The 19,349-nt window shown below is 72.4% G+C and carries 11 protein-coding genes; all 11 read right to left on the bottom strand.

Going from position 1 to position 19,349, the window contains the following annotated elements; all coding sequences use genetic code 11:
- Positions 1 to 2: 2 nt before the first annotated feature.
- Positions 3 to 1,439: a sugar transferase gene (locus ACOKR1_RS07150; RefSeq protein WP_422936002.1), complete on the bottom strand. Its 1,437-nt coding sequence runs from the start codon at positions 1,437 to 1,439 to the stop codon at positions 3 to 5.
- A gap of 360 nt (positions 1,440 to 1,799) precedes the next feature.
- Positions 1,800 to 4,478 (bottom strand): LuxR C-terminal-related transcriptional regulator, encoded by a 2,679-nt coding sequence (locus ACOKR1_RS07145; RefSeq protein ID WP_422936001.1) that lies wholly within the window; start codon positions 4,476 to 4,478, stop codon positions 1,800 to 1,802.
- 25 nt (positions 4,479 to 4,503) lie between these two features.
- Entirely contained in the window at positions 4,504 to 7,119 is a 2,616-nt protein-coding gene (locus ACOKR1_RS07140) for a LuxR C-terminal-related transcriptional regulator (protein WP_422936000.1), read from the bottom strand.
- A gap of 300 nt (positions 7,120 to 7,419) precedes the next feature.
- Positions 7,420 to 7,869 (bottom strand): Fe-S cluster assembly sulfur transfer protein SufU, encoded by a 450-nt coding sequence (gene sufU / locus ACOKR1_RS07135; protein WP_422935999.1) that lies wholly within the window; start codon positions 7,867 to 7,869, stop codon positions 7,420 to 7,422.
- Positions 7,866 to 9,263, bottom strand: coding sequence for an aminotransferase class V-fold PLP-dependent enzyme (locus tag ACOKR1_RS07130; RefSeq protein WP_422935998.1), 1,398 nt, complete (start codon positions 9,261 to 9,263; stop codon positions 7,866 to 7,868). The genes sufU and ACOKR1_RS07130 overlap by 4 nt, the downstream gene beginning before the upstream one ends.
- Positions 9,264 to 9,600: 337 nt before the next feature.
- Positions 9,601 to 12,237, bottom strand: a complete 2,637-nt coding sequence (locus ACOKR1_RS07125) for a LuxR C-terminal-related transcriptional regulator (RefSeq protein ID WP_422935997.1) — start codon at positions 12,235 to 12,237, stop codon at positions 9,601 to 9,603.
- On the bottom strand, positions 12,237 to 14,951 hold the full coding sequence (locus tag ACOKR1_RS07120) for a helix-turn-helix transcriptional regulator (protein WP_422935996.1): 2,715 nt from the start codon (positions 14,949 to 14,951) through the stop codon (positions 12,237 to 12,239). Before ACOKR1_RS07120 ends, ACOKR1_RS07125 begins: the two co-directional genes overlap by 1 nt.
- Positions 14,952 to 15,123: 172 nt before the next feature.
- The gene (gene pth, locus ACOKR1_RS07115) at positions 15,124 to 15,708 is read right to left on the bottom strand and encodes an aminoacyl-tRNA hydrolase (RefSeq protein WP_422935995.1); all 585 of its coding nucleotides are present in this window, start codon (positions 15,706 to 15,708) and stop codon (positions 15,124 to 15,126) included.
- Between the two features lie 153 nt (positions 15,709 to 15,861).
- Positions 15,862 to 16,464, bottom strand: a complete 603-nt coding sequence (locus ACOKR1_RS07110) for a 50S ribosomal protein L25/general stress protein Ctc (protein ID WP_422935994.1) — start codon at positions 16,462 to 16,464, stop codon at positions 15,862 to 15,864.
- Between the two features lie 258 nt (positions 16,465 to 16,722).
- On the bottom strand, positions 16,723 to 17,703 hold the full coding sequence (locus tag ACOKR1_RS07105) for a ribose-phosphate diphosphokinase (protein WP_422935993.1): 981 nt from the start codon (positions 17,701 to 17,703) through the stop codon (positions 16,723 to 16,725).
- Complete coding sequence (gene glmU, locus ACOKR1_RS07100) at positions 17,704 to 19,299, bottom strand: bifunctional UDP-N-acetylglucosamine diphosphorylase/glucosamine-1-phosphate N-acetyltransferase GlmU (protein WP_422935992.1); 1,596 nt, start codon at positions 19,297 to 19,299, stop codon at positions 17,704 to 17,706.
- Between the last annotated feature and the right edge of the window lie 50 nt (positions 19,300 to 19,349).

Below are 19,349 nucleotides of genomic sequence, written 5' to 3'. Positions count from 1 at the left end.
GTTCAGTACGCCCCGCTGGGGGCTACGACGGCGCGGAACGTGCGCCACAGGATCATGAGGTCGCCCATGATCGACCAGTTCTCCACGTAGTACAGGTCGAGCCGGACCGAATCGTCCCAGTCCAGGTCCGAGCGCCCGCTGATCTGCCACAGGCCCGTGATGCCGGGCTTGATGAGCATCCGGCGGTGCGTGTACCGCTCGTACTCGCCGACCTCTCGGGCGAGCGGAGGCCTCGGGCCGACGAGGCTCATCTCCCCCTTGAGGACGTTGAGGAACTGCGGGAGCTCGTCGAGCGAGTACTTCCGCATCCACTTGCCGCAGCGGGTCACGCGCGGATCGTCCTTGACCTTGAACAGGACGCCCGCGCCCTCGTCCTCCGCCTTGAGCTCCTCGAGCCGCGACTCGGCGTCCTGCACCATCGAGCGGAACTTGAGCATCGCGAACGGCCTTCCGGCCTTGCCGATGCGCTCCTGGCGGAACAGCACCGGGCCCGCCGAGTCGAAGTGCACGATGAGGGCCAGGACGCCCATGGCCGGGGCGAGGACCACGAGGGCAGCGCACGCGAGCACGAGGTCCAGGGCCCGCTTCACCACGTGCTTGGCGCCCGTGTAGTGCGGGAGGTCCACCTCCATGAGTGGGAGCCCCTGGACGGGCCGCCAGTGGATGCGCGGGCCCGCGACGTTCGTGAGGGTCGAGGCGAGCACGAGTTCGGCGTCGTGCTGTTCGAGGTTCCAGCCGAGCTCGCGCACGTAGCGGTTGCCGCCCGGGACCGGGCCGGCGATGATGACGGCAGCCGCCTTCTTGAGCGCGACCGTCCGCACGACGTCGTCCGTCGAGCTCAGCACGGGGAGCCGCACGCCGTCGACCGCGAGGCTCTGGCCGCGCCGCCCGCCGGGGAGGACGGCGCCGAGGACGTTGTAGGGCGCGCCGTCGCTCGCGGCGATCCGCCGCACCACGTAGCGCACGTCCTCGGGCTCGCCGACCACCACCGCGGGGGTCAGATACAGCCCGCTTTGACGCTGGTGGTTGAGCCAGCGCCTGCTGATCCAGCGGACCACGAGGAGGGCCATGACCCCCGTGCTGAACACGAGCGCGAAGACGCGGGCGGGCAGCCAGTCGGTCATGAGCACCGAGGCGATCGCGAGGACCGCGAAGAGCTGGAACGATGCCGCGACCACGCGCCGGTACTCCTCGGCGCCGATGCCGAGCACGGACGCGTCCCGGGTGCCGTAGATACCGAGCGCCACGGGCCAGAGGACGGCGATCGCCGCGATCGCGGCGAGCCCGCGAGGGCTGTTGTCGCCGAGGATGAGACCACCCGCCGCAGCGGCGAGGACGACGGCGGAATCAACCGCGCGCAGGTACAGCGCGTATCGTCGCGGCCAGGCCTGCGCGCGCTCCGAGCGGGCGATGCGCACCGAACTCGCGGTGCGTGCCAAAGGTGTTGCAAACCTCAACACAGTCGAGAGGCGGGGTCCCCACCACGCGGTGATCGTGTGGGCCACACTCTGCTGCGCGCCTACGGACATGACAGTTCCTCGGCTTCCCCGTATGGGGGTCGGTCGGATGCCGGCCCCTCACCTCTCCAGTACAGCCGCGCGGTGTTCGCTGGTCACCAGTAGTCGGTACCCGAGCTACTACGCGCCTCCGGAGGGGGAACCCTTGGCCTGTACGCAGGAGTACCGGCACCCATTACGCGTAGGCGCGTACTCGGCACTGGGCGCGCCGCGCGAGTACTCGAATGGTCCTGTCCAACGGCAGGCAGTCCCCACGGAACCCCCGTCTGACGTGGGGGGTTGTCAGTCGTTGACCGCTTCGTGGAGCTCGTCCCGGCTGCGCACGCCAAGCTTCGCGTAGCTGCGGTGCAGGTGCCCCTCGACCGTGCGGACGGAGAGGTGGAGCTGGTCCGCGATCTGCCGGTCGCTCAGGCCCTCGAGGGCGAGGTCCACGACGTCCTGCTCGCGCCGGCTCAGGCGCAGGGAGGCGAGGATCGCCTCCTCCTTCTCGCCGGCCTCTCCGGAGCCCGGGAGGCCCTCGCACGCACGGGCCAGCGAGCCGCGCGGCGGGCGGCCGCGCGGTCGCCCGCGTCGTCGAAGCATCCAGCGGCCCGCGCGTACGCCGCGCGCGCCCGGCGGTACAGGGCGAGCCCGTGGAAGAGCTCGCCGGCCGCGAGATAGCCAGTCGCCGCTTCCGGCCGTGTCGGCCGAGGCCCACGCGCCCCACGCCGCGGCCCATGGTCCCTCGGCGGCCGCGGCGAGCTCGGCCGCGCGCCCGCCCACGTCCTCGGCACCGAGCTCGAAGCTGAGCACGCGCGCGAGGAGTTCCCAGCCGGGACGGCCCGCTGCGCGGTTCTCCTCGGCGATCGCGTCGAGGAGCGGAAGGCCTGAACCGGGCTCGAGCAGCTCGAGTGCCCCGGCGCGGTGCATCGCCGCGACGTGCCGCATGGCCACGCTGCCGAGGCCCGCGGTCGCCTCCGCCCGTGCGAGGTGCTGGCGCGCCGTGGCCGCGCTCCCCGTGGCCGCGGCGGCCCACGCGGCGAACGACGACGCGACCCCCAGGAGCTGGAGCGGGTCGGTGAGCTCGAGGTTCTCGACGACGTCCCGCAGGATCGCCTCGGCCTCGGGCTCGCGCCCCTGGCGCAGGTACGCGTACGCCAGCGCGCAGTACAGCCCGGGCCCGAACACGACGATCGGCCGCATCGAGCCCCCCGGGTAGGAGCTCAGGACGCCCTCGGCGCTCGACCAGTCCCCCACGAGCAGCGCCGCGGCCAGGTAGCGGAGCAGTCCGTGCTCCTCGAGCGGGAAATGCTCGGTGTCCGCCTCCGGGTCCGAGAGCGCGAGCCCCGAGGTCCGCGCTGCGGTCTCGAAACGTCCCGCGGCGAGTTGGACCTCGGCCTCGAGGAGGAGCCACAGGTTTCGCTCGATTGCTGGCGCTGCGGCGGCCTGAGGGAGCCGGCCGTCGTGGTCGAGGGCCTTGACGACGGCGGCGAAGTCGGCGCGCTCGACCGCGGCGAGGGCGCGGAGCAGGCGGGCGCGCCGCAGCACGGACTCCTTCACGCCGGGGCCGTACGGGACACCTCCCGCGCCGGTGCGCAGGTCGACGCCTTCGGCGGCACGTTCGAGGTCCGCCGCGTCCGAGTCCACGAGGTCGAGTTCGCCGAGCGCGGTGCGGGCCGTGAACTTGACGAGCGATCCCGCGAGGACGTCTCGGACGTCCGAGGGAACGGCCGGCGTGACCGAGAGGGCAGCGAGGGCCGCCCCGGGATCGCCGAGGTTGAGGTGGGCGCGGGCCACGATGCCGCGCGCGAGCGAGCGTTCGGCCGAGCGGTCTATGAGCGCGGCCGCGCGGAGCCCGAGGTCGTTGCGGAAGCTGCGCACGGCGGCCGCGGCGCCGCGGACGAGTTCGGCCGCGGGGAGCGTCGCGCCAGTATCGAGCGCCAGTTCGAGCAGCCGCAGCTCGTTGGAGGGCTGCCGCAGGTCCTCGCCGCCGAGCGCGAGCGCACGGCGGTACAGGTGCAGCCGGCGCGTCGACGTCGTCATGCGCCGCACGGCGTCGGCCTCGAGCGGATAGCGGAGGCGCAGCCCGTCCGCGCCAGGCTCGGCAAACCAGCCGAGGTCATTGAGCCGGTCGAGGACCTCACGCTCGCCGAGCACTCGCGCCGCGGCACGCGGGAGCGGCTCGGTGAGGGCCACGAGCATGAGGACCTCGCGCTCGGCGGGGGTGAGCGACTCCATGCTGCTGCGGACGGACTCGGCGAGCGCGTCCCCTCGGCTCGCGAAGCCGCTTGTGAGGAGCCAGATCCCGCGCTTGCGCACGAGCGTTCCCGCTTCGACGGCCTCGTCGATGAGGGACAGCAGGTGGAGGGGGTTGCCCCCGCTGAGGCGGTGCAGGACGCCCGTGGCGGTGACGGACAGGTTCCCGCCGAGGTGTTCCTCCGCCGCGGACTGGCTCTCGGCAAGGCTCAGCGGCGCGAGCTCGATGCGCTCGGCGATGCCGTCGTGCCACATGTCGAGGAAGTCCCGCGGGAGGCCGTTCCGGGCCGTTCCGGTCGCGAGGAGCCTGACCCAGGAGGATGCCACGGCCTCCGCGATGAGGCCCGCGGAGCCGTCGTCGAGATCCTGAGCGTCGTCCACCACGAGGACCACGGGCCGGCCAGCCTCGCCCGAGAGCCGGTGCAGCTCGGCCCACAGGGCGCGGAGCACGCCAATGCGGTCCTGGACGTCCTCGGGCGAAAGCCTCGGAAGGCATTCGATGAGCGCCGCGTACGTCACGGATCGGAGGCTCCGGCCCGTGCGGAGCTCGAGGATCTCGGACTCGCCGCGCAAGGCCGCGACGACGTCGTCGAGCAGGTAGGTCTTTCCCGCGCCGCCCTCTCCGACCACGAGGACCGCTCCCGCCCCCTCGCGGCGGAGCGCCGTCGCGGCCGCTGCCGCGAGATCACGCCTGGTCGTCTCGGCGACCGATGGGCTCCCAGCCAACTTCACCCCCATCTTCGCGACCACGTCAGACCAAACCGTCCAGTCCGCCTCGAGACGAGACCCCGAGCTTCATGAAGACCTGGTACAGATGCCCCTCCACCGTGCGGACGGAGACCCCGACCGCATCCGCGATGTCCCGGTTCGACGCGCCCGAGGCGGCCATGACCGCGATCTGCCGCTCGCGCTCGGTGAGGACCGGTGCGGGAACCTGCGGGATGAGCGGAAGCGTGGGCAGGATCCGCGTGAGCCGGTCGAGCCGCGTCTGCGCGCGCCCCGCCGCCGCTGACTCGCTGTGGTCCCGTGCGAAGTCGAGCGCGAGCGCCGCGCAGCGGGCCTCGACCGCGTCGAGCTCCATTCCGTACGCCATCTCGGCGGCGTCGAGCAGGGCCTCGGCGTCCTTGCGCCGCGTCGCGCTCGCGACAGCGGCCATGAGGTGCGCGAGCGGTCCCTGCCGGTGGTGCGAGAGGCGCTCGATCCACAGGAACTCGCGTTCGGTCCCGGGGACGCTCGAGCCGAACACCCGGATGCCGGCCGCCGTCACCCGGCCGGCGGCCTCGTCCTCGACGGCGTGCTCCAAGAGCGCCTCCGAGGCGGCGGGGTCGCCGAGCCAGCGCCGGGCCATGCCCTCGCAGAAGTCGGCGATGAACTCGAAGAGCCACGGCGCGTGCTGGCGGCCCGCGGCAGCGTGCTCGAGGAACCTCTCGGCCTCACCCGCGTCCCCGATCTGCGCATAGGCGAACGCCGTCGCGGCGTAGGCCGTGTGGAGCGCGTTCTTGGCCGGGAACTCCTCGAGCTGGGCCACGGCATTGAGCAGCGGCTCGAGGGCCGCGCTCCCCCGCCCGGCCAGGACGAGCGCGACGGCGAGGAACAGCTCCGCGATCCCGCCCCGGAGGCTCAGCCGCCGCCCGCCGCGATCCACGTAGGCCTCGAACAGGTCCACGCACCGTTTCCAGTCGCCGTTGTTGATCCACGCGGCGAAGGCGGCGGTGAGGTACGCGTCGTCGTCCGTGTGCAGCGGCGAGCTCAGCCCGAAGGAGGCCATGAGCGCCGCCGCGTCAGCCTCGCGGCCGCACACGGCCCAGCCGAGGGCGAGCAGGAGCGAGCTCTCGCGGCGGAAGTATTCGCTCGAGCCGGTGCGGCGCGACGCGGACTCGAGCGCGTCGAGGACCGAGGAGAAGTCGCCCCGGAACGCGCGGAGCCGGTACTCGGCGAGGTCCAGGACCTCGCCCGCGTCCTTGAGGTCCGCGGGGTCGGCATCCTCCCTCCGGGCCAACTCGTCCCACGCGATGTGCAGCGGCTCCTGGGCCTCGCCGCGCTCGGGCAGCCACGTGAGGAGCTCTGACTTCGCCGCGGCGTGCCGTGCCATCGTGACGGGGTCGAGCTCCGCGAACGATTCGGACGGGACGGCGTCGAGCACCGAGAGGGCCTCGTCCTTGCGTTCGAGGAGGGAGAGCGCCGCGGCCCGCTGGAACGCCGCCTCGACGGCCGTGGGCCCCGCGATGTCCGGTGCCCGGTCCAGGAGCTCGAGCGCGCGGCGGGGCTCGTAGAGGCCGATCGCCGCGCGCGCCGCGTGCACCGTGAGCTCGGGAGCGAGCGTGCTCCCGACCCCGAGGCTCCACTCGACGTAGGAGACGAGGTCCTCGCGGTCGAGCCCGGTCTCCTCGGGCGCCCCGCCGAGGGACGTGAGGGACGCGAGCTCGCGGTGGCGGTCCGGCCCGAGCCGCTCGCGGACCAGCTCGGCCATGCGCGGCTCGCGCAGGTAGGCGCAGCGGTGCTCAGTGGCGTCGACCGCGATGAGCGAACGGTCCTCCATGTCCACGAGCACCTCGGAACCAAAAAGCCCGGCCAGTCCCGCGATCGGGACCCGCCGGGCCACAGCCAGGTGTTCGATGACCTCACGCACGTCCTGCGGCTCGCGCGCCCACCTGGCACGGATGATCTCATCCGTCCCGCTCCCCGGTTCTGGCTCGACCGCACCGTCGAGCGTCCAGACGCCGCCCCGCTTGTGAAGGTTTCCCGTGGCCCGCTCGCGCCGCACGATCCCCTGTACGGACGCGGGGTTGCCCCCGCACGCGTGGTGGAGCTCTCCCACGGCCGACGAGGCGACGCGCCCGTCCACGAGCGCCGAGACGAGGAGCCGGGTCTCGGGGATGCCGATCCCACGGAGCGGGATCTCGGCGAGCCGGCCCCGCCGCACGAGCCGCAGGAAGTCCGCCGGCAGATCGGTCGCGCGCTGGGCGACGGCGAGGAGCCTCGCCGTTCCGGTCAGGAGCAGATGCAGGAGGACGCCGATGCTCCCCTCGTCGAGCTCACCCGTGAACTCGACGACGAGGACCACGGGGTGGCCCCCGGAGTCCTCGCGGAGCATGCGTTCGACGGCGAGCAGGAGGCCCGTCGGAGAGGCGGCGGCGCCCTTCGGGAGCCGGGCGAGGAGCGCGCCCAGGCACGCGTAGTCGAGCGACGGACCCGTGGTCGACGTGCGGAGGCGGAGCGGGTACACGCCCCCACCGAGCGTGGTCAGGACGGCGCTCGCGAGGAACGACTTGCCGACCCCGGGCGGGCCCGTGATGACCGTGCCGAGGGAGCCCCGACCCTGCAGCGCACGGGTCGCGGCCTCGAGCTCGTCCTGACGGACGAGCATGGCCCATTGCAGACGATCGGCCTGGCGCTCCGCCGCATCTGACGACGGCCGCACCGGCCGTCTCGGCAAAACCGAGACAGCTGAATCTCGCAGCATATTCAAGCCTCCCCCCGCCGGTAGCGCGACACGCCGCCGGAGTCAGGCACAGAGTACGCCGAAGTCACAGATCGGCAACAGGGAACTGAGTCCCACCCGATTGGGCCTTTACGCGTCCTTTACGGGGCCGCGTCAGGGCCTTCTCCACCGCGTCAGGCCGGCCCGCACATCAGGCCTTCTCCACCGCGTCAGGCCTGCTCCACCTCAGGCCTGGGCCTGGCGCGCGGCGTCCTCGGCCGCGACCCACGCGATCATGGCGCACTTGACCCGCGCGACGTATTTGGAGACGCCCTCGAACGCCGCGGCGTCCCCCAGGACCTCCGGATCCCCCGCGACCGCGCCTCGCGAGCGCAGCATGTCCCGGAAAGCACCCACGAGCTCGCCGAACTCCTCGGTGGTCGCACCCTCGGCGAGGTCGTGGAGCACGGAAGCGGAGGCCATCGAGATGGAACACCCATGGCCCTCCCACCGGAGCCCGCTGATCGCGCCGTCGGCCACGTCGACCCGGACCGTGACCTCGTCACCGCACACGGGGTTGAGCTGGTGCGACTCGCCGTGGCCGGACCCGGCCGCCGGCGCGCCGTCGAAGCCGCTCCCGTGGCGCTCCTTCGCGTGCTCGAGGATCACCTGCTGGTACAGCGCGTCGAGGCTCATGCGCCCGCCTTCGCCCCGAGCCCGAAGAAGCCCCGCACCTCGGCGAGCGTCGCGACGAGCCCGTCGACCTCGGCCTCGGTCGTGTACAGGTACGCGCTCGCGCGCGTCGACGCGGTGAGGCCGAGGCGGCGGTGGAGCGGCTGGGCGCAGTGGTGACCCACGCGGACGGCGATGCCCCGGCTGTCGAGGTACTGGCCGACGTCGTGCGCGTGCACGCCGTCGACGTCGAACGCCGCGAGGCCGAAGCGCGCGTGGCCGTACCACCGCTCCCCTGGGGCGGGGCCCAGCAGCCGCACGCCGTCGATCGCGGCAACGCCCTCGGCGAGCCGCCCACCGAGCTCGGCCTCGCGCTCGGCGATGCGCGCCATGCCGGTCTCGCGCAGGTAGTCGACGGCGGCGGCGAGGGCCACGGCCTGCGAGATGCGCTGGGTCCCGGCCTCGAAGCGCTGCGGTGCGGGCAGGTACTCCGCACGCTCCATCGTGACCTTCGTGATCATCGAGCCGCCCACGAGGAACGGCGGGAGCGCGTCGAGGAGCTCGGCGCGGCCGTAGAGTGCGCCGATGCCGGTTGGCGCGAGCATCTTGTGGCCCGAGAACGCCGCGAAGTCGACGCCGAGCGCCTTGAAGTCCACGGGCATATGCGGGACTGACTGGCACGCGTCGAGGACCACGAGCGCGCCGAACCGGTGCGCGAGCTCCACGAGTTCCTCGACCGGGCTCACCGTGCCGAGCACGTTCGAGGCGTGGGAGAACGCGAGGATCCGCGTGCGCGGCCCGACGATCCGGGCGGCCTCGGCGAGGTCCAGTCGGCCGTCGTCGTCGACCGGGATGTAGCGGAGGAGGGCGCCCGTTCGGAAGGCGAGCTCCTGCCACGGGATGAGGTTCGCGTGGTGCTCGAGCTCAGTCACCACGATCTCGTCCCCCACGCCGAGCGCGAAGCGCTTGAGCTCCGCTCCCCCTCGGCCGCGCTCGGCCCACGCGCTCGCGTTGGAGAGCGCGTACGAGACGAGGTTGATCGCCTCGGTCGCGTTCGAGGTCCAGACGAGTTCCTCGGGCTCCGCGCCAACGAACGCCGCGACCTTCGCGCGCGCGTCCTCGTAGGCGTCGGTGGCGCGCACCGCGAGCTCGTGGGCGCCGCGGTGCACGGCGGCGTTCCGCGTCTCGTAGAAGTCCTGCTCGGCCTCGAGCACGCTGCGCGGCTTCTGCGATGTGGCGCCCGAGTCGAGGTACATGAGCGGGTGCCCGTTGACCTCCTGGTCGAGGGCCGGGAAGTCGTGGCGGATGCGCTGCGCCTCGGCGTCGTCGAGGCGGGCTTCGTGGAGGGAGGCATCGCTTCCGCGGCCATCGAGGCCCTGGGCTGATCGGAGGGCGGCCGGGATGCTGACGAGGGCCACGGGGACGGCTCCTTCACGCAGGGAGAATGAGTTCACTAATTACGTTACGGCTGTGTGCCGCAATCCATTCTCCCACGCTTCTCCGCGAGCCCCGGACGGTGGCCCCGCCTCGCCGCCCCGAGCGCGGCCCTGGCCCGCCCCAGACAGGGGAAGAGCCGGCGACGGCTGGGGGAGGAACCTTGGTCTCGGGGAGGTTCCGTCGTCGCCGGCTCAGTCCCTAGGGCTGTCCTTTCGGGCTAGCCGTGCCGGGTGGCCCCGGCCCTTCAACTTTCCCACTCCCGAGCCCTAGGAGCATCAGTGGAGACTACGCATTTGCGGGAGAAAGGCCTCGCCACCACTACTTGCTCTGCTGCGCCGTGTACTCACTCTCCGGAGCGAGTCCGACGGCGGTAGAAAGCTGCTCACGGCTGCTCACCCCGAGCTTCGAATAGGCGCGGTAGAGGTGCCCCTCGACGGTGCGCACGGACACGATGAGCCGGTCCGCGATCTCGCGGTCGCTGAGCCCGCTGATGGCGAGCGCGACGATCTGCCGCTCGCGCCGCGTGAGCTCCCCCGCCGAGGCGGAGGGCTGGGTGGTCAGCTCCGACTCGCCGAGCTCCGCGTCGCACGCGCGCTGCCCCTCCCACACCACGCGGGCGTCCGCGCGCGACGGCGTGTTCTCGAGTTGGGCGAGCGCCTCGCCGTAGCATTCGCGCGCCAAGCGCGGGTAGAACGCGCTGCGCAGCGCGTCCCCCGCCGAGCGGAGGGAGTCGGGGCTCCCCTCCGCGAACGCCGCAGAGACGAGCACGGCGGCCTCCGCCCACTCCCCCTCCATGGGCCAGGAGACGGCGAGCAGCTCGTCGAGCCGGTCGCGCTGGCCCGCCTCGAACCACAGGAACAGCGCCTGGAGGCACACGTCACGCCGCGTGCCCCGCACGGCCGCGTCGACCGCGCGCTCGAGCGCCGCGACCGCGCTGGGGTCGGGCTGGACCGCGCACGCGGCGGCCGCCGCGAACAGCCCGGCGATGGGCCGCACGATCGAAGCCGGGACACGCTCGGTGGACCGCGTGTCCTCGAGGAAGTCGGCGGCCTGGCCCCAGTCGCCGAGCCGCGCCGCCGCGTAGGCCGCCCCGGCCGCGCACAGCTGGAAGACGTGCTGCGAATCGCACACGCGCAGCTCCTCGAGCGTGGGCTCGAGGACTTCGAGGGCCGGACCGAACCGCCCCTGGCGCAGGAACGCGAGCCCGCGCGCACACGCGAGCGTGGCCGCGAGCTGGAAGGACTCCTCGTGGTGACGCGACCCCGAGAATCGCGCGGGGATCGACTCGACGGCGCCCCATTGGCCCGCCGTGACCGCGGCGTAGACGAGGCGGACGGCCGCGAACTCGGCGAGGCACCCGCTGCCCTCGACCGAACCGAGCAGCTCAAGCGCGCTCGACGCCGCGTCGACGCTCTCGAGCAGGAGTCCCCTGCACGCGAGCACCTCGGCCTCGAGCGCGCCCACGACCCCGCGCTCCACCGCGGAACGCTCCGTCGCCTGGTTCGCGCGCCACGCCGCGAGGCCGACCTCGAGAGCCATGTAGTCTCCCGCGACGGACGCGAAGACGAGGCGGAGAAGATCCCATGGGCCGCCGTCGGACGCCTCGGCGAGCCGATCGACGTCGTGCGCGATCTCCTCGTGCGGGTGCCCCAACGCGTCCCTGCTGTAGAGCCACAGGAGCCCGGCCGTGAGGAAGCCCTCGGCGTCCAGCTCGGGCGACGGCTCGAGCAGCCGGGCCGCCTCGCTGTGGTGGCTCGCGGCATACGCGACGATCCCGCGGACCAGAAAGGCCTCGGCGCGAAGCTCAGGGGACCTGACGGCGTCCGCGGCTCGGAGCGCGAGCGAGGTCTCCCCGAGTCGGGCCGCGAGCTTGGCGGCCCGCAGGAAAGTGGTCTCCTCGAGCGCGAGCCCGCAGCCGAGCGCCCACGAGACCGCGCACAGGAGGCCGTCCGCCGTTGCGATCTGGCGGGCCCGGTGGTCGGCGGCGAGCTGCTGGAGGCGCAACGAGCGGCTCAGCGGGATGAGCTGGAAGATCGCCTCGCCGTAGACGCTGTGGCGGAGCCGGATCGAGCCGTCCGGTCCCGTGGGCGGGAGGATGAGCCGCTTCGCGACGAGGCTCCGCACCACCTCGGCCGCGAAGTTGCCCTCGATGAGGCTCAGCGCCGCGGGCTGCGCGACGGCCACGAGCATGAGCGCGTCGCGCTCGTCGGAGGAGAGCCGCTGGAGCTGCTCGCGCACGAGCCCCACGAGCCCGTCGCCCCGCCGCTCGAGCGCGGACGCGAGGATCCACGTGCCCTTGCGCTCCGCGAGCGCACCCGTGCTCTGCGCCTCCTCGACGAGGCAGCGCAGGAGCATCGGGTTGCCCTGCGAGTCGCGCCACAGCCGGCGCACCGTCGAAGGCAGCACGCGGCTGCCGAGGCTCGATTCGAGGAACCGCGCGGCCTCGCCGTAGGTGAACGGCTCAAGGTCGATCCGCTCGGCTCCCCCGTCAAGCCACAGCTGCATGAGCGGGGGCGGGAGGAGCGTGCCGTCGGGCGAGGTCACGAGCGCCTGCGCCCAGCCCGCGCCGACGAGCTCGGCGACTACCTCGGCGGTGAGCGCGTCAATCGAGTGGGCGTCGTCGATGACGAGCACGAGCCGGCTCTCCCGGCCGACCCGCAGCTCCTCGATGCGGCGCCAGAACGCGCGCAGCACGGAGAGCCTCGAACCGGCCTCCGCCGTGGGAAGCCCGCCCAGGAACGGGGCGAGCACGCCATACGGCACGCGCTGCAGAGACGGGCTGCCGTGGATCTCGAACATCTGCGCGACCGGCGCAATCTCGTCCCGCACGGCCGCGACGAGGGCCGATTTGCCGACCCCCGTCTCGCCCAGCACGAGCACGGCCGGGACCCGGTCCCGGAGCAGGGCAGCGCATCGCGCTATTTCGTGGTCCCTCCCGACGAGCTCAAGCGCCATCAGAGGAGCCCCGCGAGCTCGGAGCGAGACGTGATCCCGAGCTTCGAGAACACCTGGTACAGATGGCCTTCTACGGTACGCACTGACAGCCCCATTTCCTCAGCGATCGTCCGGTTTGATTCGCCGCGGGCAGCGAGCACCGCGACCTCGCGCTCCCGCGACGTGAGCAGAGGCCCGAGGCTCTGCGGCACGACCGGGAGGACCTCGACGAGCCCGGTGAGCCGGTCGAGGCGAGCTTGGAGGCTGCGCGCCGAGCGCACGTCCCCCCTGTCCCGCGCCACGTCGAGGCCGACGGCGGTGCACCGCGACTCGAGCGTGTCAAGCTCGAGTTCGGCCGCGAGATCAGCCGCAGCAGTGAGGTCGGGCAGGTTCCGGAGCCGGGAGCCCCGCGCGAGCCGGCGGCCCAGCTCCGCGAGCGGGCCCTGGCGGTGCGAGCAGATCTCTTCGAGGAGCGCGAACTCCTCCGGTCCCGTGTCGACGGTAGCCCCGAGGAGCTTGATTCCGGCCATGGTCCACCGGCCCGCACCGAGATCCTCGCGGGAGGAGGCGACGAGGCGCGCGGCGGCGTGGCGCTCGCCGATCCACCGCCGGGCCATGTCTGCGCAGAAGTCCATCGAGCTCTTGATCGAATAGCTGCACGGAGCGGACCAGGCCTCGACCTTGTCCAGATAGGTACGGGCGGCCGCGGCGTCCCCCTGCTGGGCGAAAGCGAACGCCGTCGCGGCGTACGCACAGCCGAGCGAGGACTGGACGTGGCCTTGCTCGAGCTGAGCCGTGGCCGCGAGGAGCGGCGAAAGGGCCTCGGGGCCCCGGCCCGCGTAGACGAGCGCGAGGCCCGCGGCGAACTCGTAGTGCGCACCCTCGATCCGAAGGCTCGGAACGGTCGAGCGGCCGGACGAGCGGACGAGCGCGAGGCATTGGCGCCAGTGGCCGTTGAGCAGGAGGACGAAGAACGCGCGCGTGTTGAATTCGTGGCGCACGCGCGGGGTCCCGGCCGGGCCGCCGAGCTGGCTCGAGATGTCGTGGAGCGTGGAGAGCGCGTCCGATTCGCGCCCGACGTATGCCTGGGCCTGCATGAGCAGGCACCCGGCGCGCAGCCGCAGCTCGTCGTCCCAGCCCGGCCTGCCTTCCTCGATGCCCTCGATCCGGTCGATGACGGACGCGAAGTCCCCGAGGTACACGGCGTCCGCGAACTCGGCGAGGTCGAGGATGGCCCGCGCGCGCTCCGTCTCCTCGTCGGGGACGGCTGTGAGGCCCGCGTGAGGCAGGAGCCGCGCCCGCGCGTCGTCAAGCAGCGGGGCGATCTCCTGCTCGCGCAGCGGAATGGCCCGCTTGGCCGTGACGAGCGTCTCGACGTAGCCCGCGAACTCGACCGGGGCGAGGTCGCCCAGCTCGTCCTCCGCGATCTGTTCGAGGATCGAATGCGCCTGGAGCGGAAGCCCGAGCCCAAGATAGGCGGCCGCGCGCAGCCGCTGGACCGTAGCCCAGGTCCCGCGCACACGCGGGACGCCCTCGAGGCAGTCCAGCGCGAAGCGGGGATCGTAGAGGCGCAGGGACGCGCTCGCGGCGGCGATCGCGTGCGACGCCGGGAGCACGGTCTGGCATTCGCGCGTCCACGCGGCGTAGCCCAGGAGCTCGACGACGCCGAGCGTCGAGAGCGGGGGCTCGGCCGCCCCGATGATGAGCGCCCGGAGCTCGCGGCGTCGCGGGATGCTGAGCCAGCCGCGGACCACCTCGGCCATGATCGGGTCCGCGAGTGAAACGGTGTTCCGCTCCTCGACGTGGATGAGCCCCGACTCGTCCATGAGCGCCACGGTCTCGGCTCCGAAGACGTTCGTGAGCCGCTCGAGCGAGAGCCGCCGCGCGCACGCGAGCGCGTCGATCGCGGTCTGCACGTCGCTCGGCTCGCGCTCCACCCGGGAGCGCACCACGTCGTCGATCTCGCGGCTGCGCGTCGACTCGGCGTCCTCGGCGAGCGTCCACACGCCCTCGGTCGAGCGGAGCTGCTCGGTGAGCAGGAAGTCGGCGAGGATCCGGTAGAGGAGTTCAGGGTTGCCGTGCGCCATCGCGTGGAGGAGGCGGGCCACGGTGCGGGGCACGATTCCGCCGAGCACGTCCCGGAGCACGTGCTCGGTGCGGTCCTCGGGCAGGAGCTCGAGCGGGATCTCACGGATGCGCTGCTCGGTGAGCATCCAGTGGAAGTCTTCGGGGAGGTCGCTCGTCCTGGTCGCGGTGACGATGACCTTTGCGGTGCCCGTGGTCATGAGCTGCACGAGCGTCGCGGTGCTGAGCTCGTCGAGGCCGCCGGGCGTCTCAAGCGCGATGACGGCGGGGCGGCCGGCCGCGTCCTCGGCGAGCGTCTCCATGATCCCGCGCATCGTCGCGCCGGGGCTCTCGAGCGCCTCGTCGGGGAGCCGCGCGAGCAGTGGGGCGAGCGCGCCGTAAGGGGTCTCTGCGCCCGCGATCGTGCTGCGCAGCGTCTGGGCGTACATGTACGGTGCGAGCGATCGGACGAGGGCGGTCTGGAACGCACCTTTGCCGATGTCCCGTTCGCCCGTGATGACGATCCCGAAGCTGTGGGAGTCGTCGAGCGCGTCCCGCGCGGCCTGCAGCTCGTCCCGCCGGACACCGCGCACCCACTGAACCCGGTCAGCCGCAAACGCCCGTGCGCCGCCAGACTGACGGCGTTCGGACACACCGGCCGACCACTGCATTGCCCCTCCCCATGCTCCCGCAGATGCAGGTGTCCAAAAGATACCCCGTCTAGCCAACTGTGGGGCAGGGCCCTAAGCAACTTTCCTCTTGTACAAGTACAAAAGTTGCCTCTGCTGCGCCCGAAACGGGCCTCGCGGACGGGGAGCGGGGCGGTTCGGGCGCCGGGAAGCGTCAGGCCTTGGCCGGGTGGTGCTTCTGCTGCGCCGCGAGAAGCCCCTCGCGCACCAGGAGCTCGACCGCGTCGGCCGCCTCCGAGAGCAGGAAGGGGAGGTCCTTGCGCTCGGTCGGCGAGAAGTCGCGGAGCACGTAGTCGGCGGCATCCATGCGCCCCGGCGGGCGGCCCACGCCCACTCGGACGCGGAGGTAGTCCTTCGTGCCGAGCGCCTTCGTCATGTCGCGCAGGCCGTTGTGCCCGCCCTCTCCCCCGCCCAGCTTGAGCCGCACGGTGTCGAACGGGATGTCGATCTCGTCGTGGACCGCGACGACGTGCGCGGCGTCCACGCCGTAGAACTTCGCGGCGGAGGAGACGGGACCCCCGGACTCGTTCATATACGTGATCGGCTTGGCGAGGACCACGCGCGGGCCTCCGATGCCGAGCCGCCCCTCAAGCACCATGGCGCGCGAGCGATGCGAAGAGAACGTCCCGCCCACGCGGCCGGCGAGCTCGTCGAGCACCATGTGGCCGACGTTGTGCCGGTTGCCGCTGTACTTGGGTCCGGGGTTTCCGAGGCCGACGATGAGCCACGTCTCTGCCATGGGGTGGGTGCTCCTTAGAGGCCAAGGCGTCTCGGGGACAGCTAACTCCCCCACAACGCGCAGCGGGTACAGATCATCTGTACCCGGAGGGACGACGGCGGCCCGCCCCACCGGGGACGGGCCGCCTGAGGATCATGAGCGCAGACTACCTGCTTACTCGCCAGCTTCCTCAGCCGGGGCCTGGGCCGCAGCAGCCTCGCCCTCGGCGGGCTCCTCGGCCACGACGACGGCCTCGGAGATGTTGACGACAATCGCGTCGGCCTCGGTCACGAGCGAGACGTTCTTCGGGAGCTCGACGTCGCCGGCGTGGACGTGCTGGCCGATCTCGCGGCCCTCGATGCTCACCTCGAGCGCGGCCGGGAGGTGGGTCGCCTCGGCCTCGACCGTCACGGTCACGGCCTCCTGGTTGACGACCGTGCCCGGCGCGGCCTCGCCCACGAGGTGCACGGGGACGTCCACGGAGACCTTCTCGCCACGGCGGACCGTGAGGAGGTCCATGTGCTCGATGATCTGGCGGACCGGGTCGCGCTGGATGTCCTTGACGAGCGCGAGGTGCTCCTCGCCCTCGATGTCGATCGTGAGCAGCGCGTTGGCCACGCGGACGGCGAGCGTCGTCTCGCGGCCGGGGAGGCTGACGTGCAGCGGCTCGGCGCCGTGGCCGTAGATGACGGCGGGGATCTTGCCGGCGGCGCGAGTGCGGCGGGCGTAGCCCTTGCCGAACTCGGTGCGCTTCTCGGCGGCGAACTTCTCAGTCATGGAATGCTCCTTCGGGTCTTGGGTGGCCTGGCGCGAGGGCGGGCGACAACCGGCCCGCACGCCTCGAGCGCCGCACGTGCGTCGCAGAAGGAGTCTCAGACCCAGTCGATCACGGCTCTGCCCATCCCATGAGCATCAGCCCACGAAGCAGCACAGTCCCTCGCCAAGGTTCGCCGTCCATCGTACCAGACGGGCCCGCCGGAAAGCGGACGACGGCGGGTGCGCACCCGCCGTCGTCCGCTCGCCTCGGGAGGACCGCTAGCTGCGGCCGTCGAAGAGGCTCGTGACGGAGCCGTCGTCGAAGACCTCGTGGATGGCGCGCGCGATGAGCGGCGCGATCGAGAGGACCGTGAGCTGCTCGAAGCGCTTCTCGGCAGCGATGGGCAGCGTGTTCGTCACGACGACCTCTCGCGCGCCGCACTCCGCGAGCCGACGCGACGCGGGGTCCGAGAACACGGCGTGCGTCGCGGCGATGATGACCGAGCGAGCGCCCGCGTTGTTGAGCACCTGGACGGCGCCGGAGATCGTGCCGCCGGTGTCGATCATGTCGTCGATGAGCACGCAGTCGCGGCCCTCGATCTGGCCCACGACCTGCTTCGAGACTGCCTGGTTGGGCACCGTGACGTCGCGGGTCTTGTGCACGAACGCGAGCGGCGCGCCGCCGAGGCGCTCGGCCCACTGCTCGGCCACGCGCACGCGGCCCGTGTCCGGCGAGACGACCGTGACCTTGTTGAGGTCCACGCGCGTGCGCACGTAGTCGGCGAGGAGCGGGATGGCCATGAGGTGGTCCACCGGCCCGTCGAAGAAGCCCTGGATCTGCGCCGTGTGCAGGTCCACGCTCATGAGGCGGTGGGCGCCGGCCGTCTTGTAGAGATCGGCCATGAGGCGCGCGGAGATGGGCTCGCGGCCGCGGTGCTTCTTGTCCTGTCGTGCGTACGGGTAGAACGGCGAGACGACCGTGATGCGCTTGGCGCTCGCGCGCTTGAGCGAGTCGATCATGATGAGCTGCTCCATGATCCACTCGTTGATCGGGGCCGGGTGTGCCTGGATCACGAACGCGTCGGCGCCGCGGACGCTGTCCTCGAAGCGCACGTAGATCTCGCCGTTCGCGAAGTCGTACGCCGACGTCGGAAGGAGCTCGGTGCCGAGTTCCTTCACGATCTCCTGCGCGAGTTCGGGATGGGCCCGCCCTGACGCGACGACGAGGCGCTTCTCGCCGTGGGCCGTGATCTCGGTCATCTACTTGCCTTCTTCTGTCGAGGGAATGCTGCTGGAGGAGGTGGTCTGGGGCTCTCGGACCGGGGCGGGCTGGGCTGGCCGCGCGGCTGCCTCGGCGGCTTCTCTCGCGGCAGCGGCCGCGACGGCCGACGGCGACCCTGGCCGCTTCGCCTCCGTCCAGCCCTCCGCGTTCCGCTGGGGGGCGACGTTGAGCGCGAGCGCGCCCGCGGGGACGTCCTTGCGGACCACGGCTCCGGCGCCCGTGTACGCGCCGTCCCCGACGGTGACCGGGGCAACGAAGACGGTGTTCGACGCCGTCCGGACGTGCGCGCCGATCACGGTGCGGTGCTTGGCGACCCCGTCGTAGTTCGCGGTGATGTTGCCGCAGCCGATGTTCGTCCCCTCGCCGACCTCGGCGTCCCCGACGTAGCCGAGGTGGGAGAGCTTCGCGCCGCGGCCGATCTGCGCGTTCTTGGTCTCGTAGAACGCCCCGATCTTGCCGTCCGCGCCGAGCACCGTCCCCGCGCGCAGGTAGGTGAACGGGCCCACGGTCGCGCCGGGGCCGATCTGTGCCTTCGTGCCGTCGGTGCGGCGCACGGTCGCGCCCTCGCCCACGAGCACGTCGGTGAGCGTCGAGTCCGGCCCGACGACCGCGTCCCGCTCGACCACGGTCGCCCCGTGGAGCTGCGTGTTGGGCTTGATCGTGACGTCCTCGGCGAGCCGGACCGTGCCGTCGATCCACGTGGTCGCCGGGTCGATGACCGTCACGCCGGCGCGCATCCACGCCTCGACCGTGCGGCGGTTGAGCTCCGCGGCGAGCGCCTGGAGCTGGACCCGATCGTTCGCGCCCTCGACCTGCCAGCGGTCCTCGGTCACGAGCGCCGCGACGCGGCCTCCCGCCCCGCGCGCGATCGCGAGGACGTCGGTGAGGTACTTCTCGCCCTGCGCGTTGTCTGTCGTGACGCGGCGCAGCGCGTCGGCGAGGACCCGCGCGTCGAACGCGTAGATGCCGGAGTTGACCTCGCGGACCTCGCGCTCGTCGTCGTTGGCGTCCTTGTGCTCGCGGATCGCGGCGACGGCGCCCTCCTCGTCGCGCAGGATGCGCCCGTAGCCATGCGCGTTGTCGAGGACCGCGGTGAGGACGGTCACGGCGTTGCCCTCGGCCTCGTGGCGCACCACGAGCTCGCGCAGGAGGTCGGTGCTCAGGAGCGGGACGTCGCCGTACGTGACCACGACCGTGCCCTCGAGGGCGGCCTGCGCCGCGAGCGCGTCGAGGGCGACCTCGACGGCGCGGCCCGTGCCCGGGATCTCGTCCTGGTCGACGACGAGCGCGGCGGGGTCGAGCGAGGCAATGTGCGCGGCGACGCGGTCCCGCTCATGGCGGACGACGACGGCGAGCCGCTGCGGCTCGAGGCCGCGCGCCGCGGCGAGCGCGTGGGCGACCATCGAGCGGCCGCCGAGTTCGTGGAGGATCTTGGGGGTGCGGGACTTCATGCGCGTCCCCGCGCCTGCGGCGAGGACGACGACGGCGGCCGGTCCCCCAGCGACCCGGGGCGCCGGCTGCGGGGACTCCGGGCGGTCGGCTTCAGTGCTGTGTCCGGGGATCTCCGCATTCACTGTCGCTGGTTCTCCTGCTCGTCGTGTCCCGATGGTCCGCGCTGCCCAAT

Origin of the sequence: Sinomonas sp. P47F7 (genome assembly GCF_049332655.1) — a bacterium.
Lineage (GTDB): Bacteria > Actinomycetota > Actinomycetes > Actinomycetales > Micrococcaceae > Sinomonas.
This window is presented reverse-complemented; position numbering and strand designations above follow the sequence as displayed.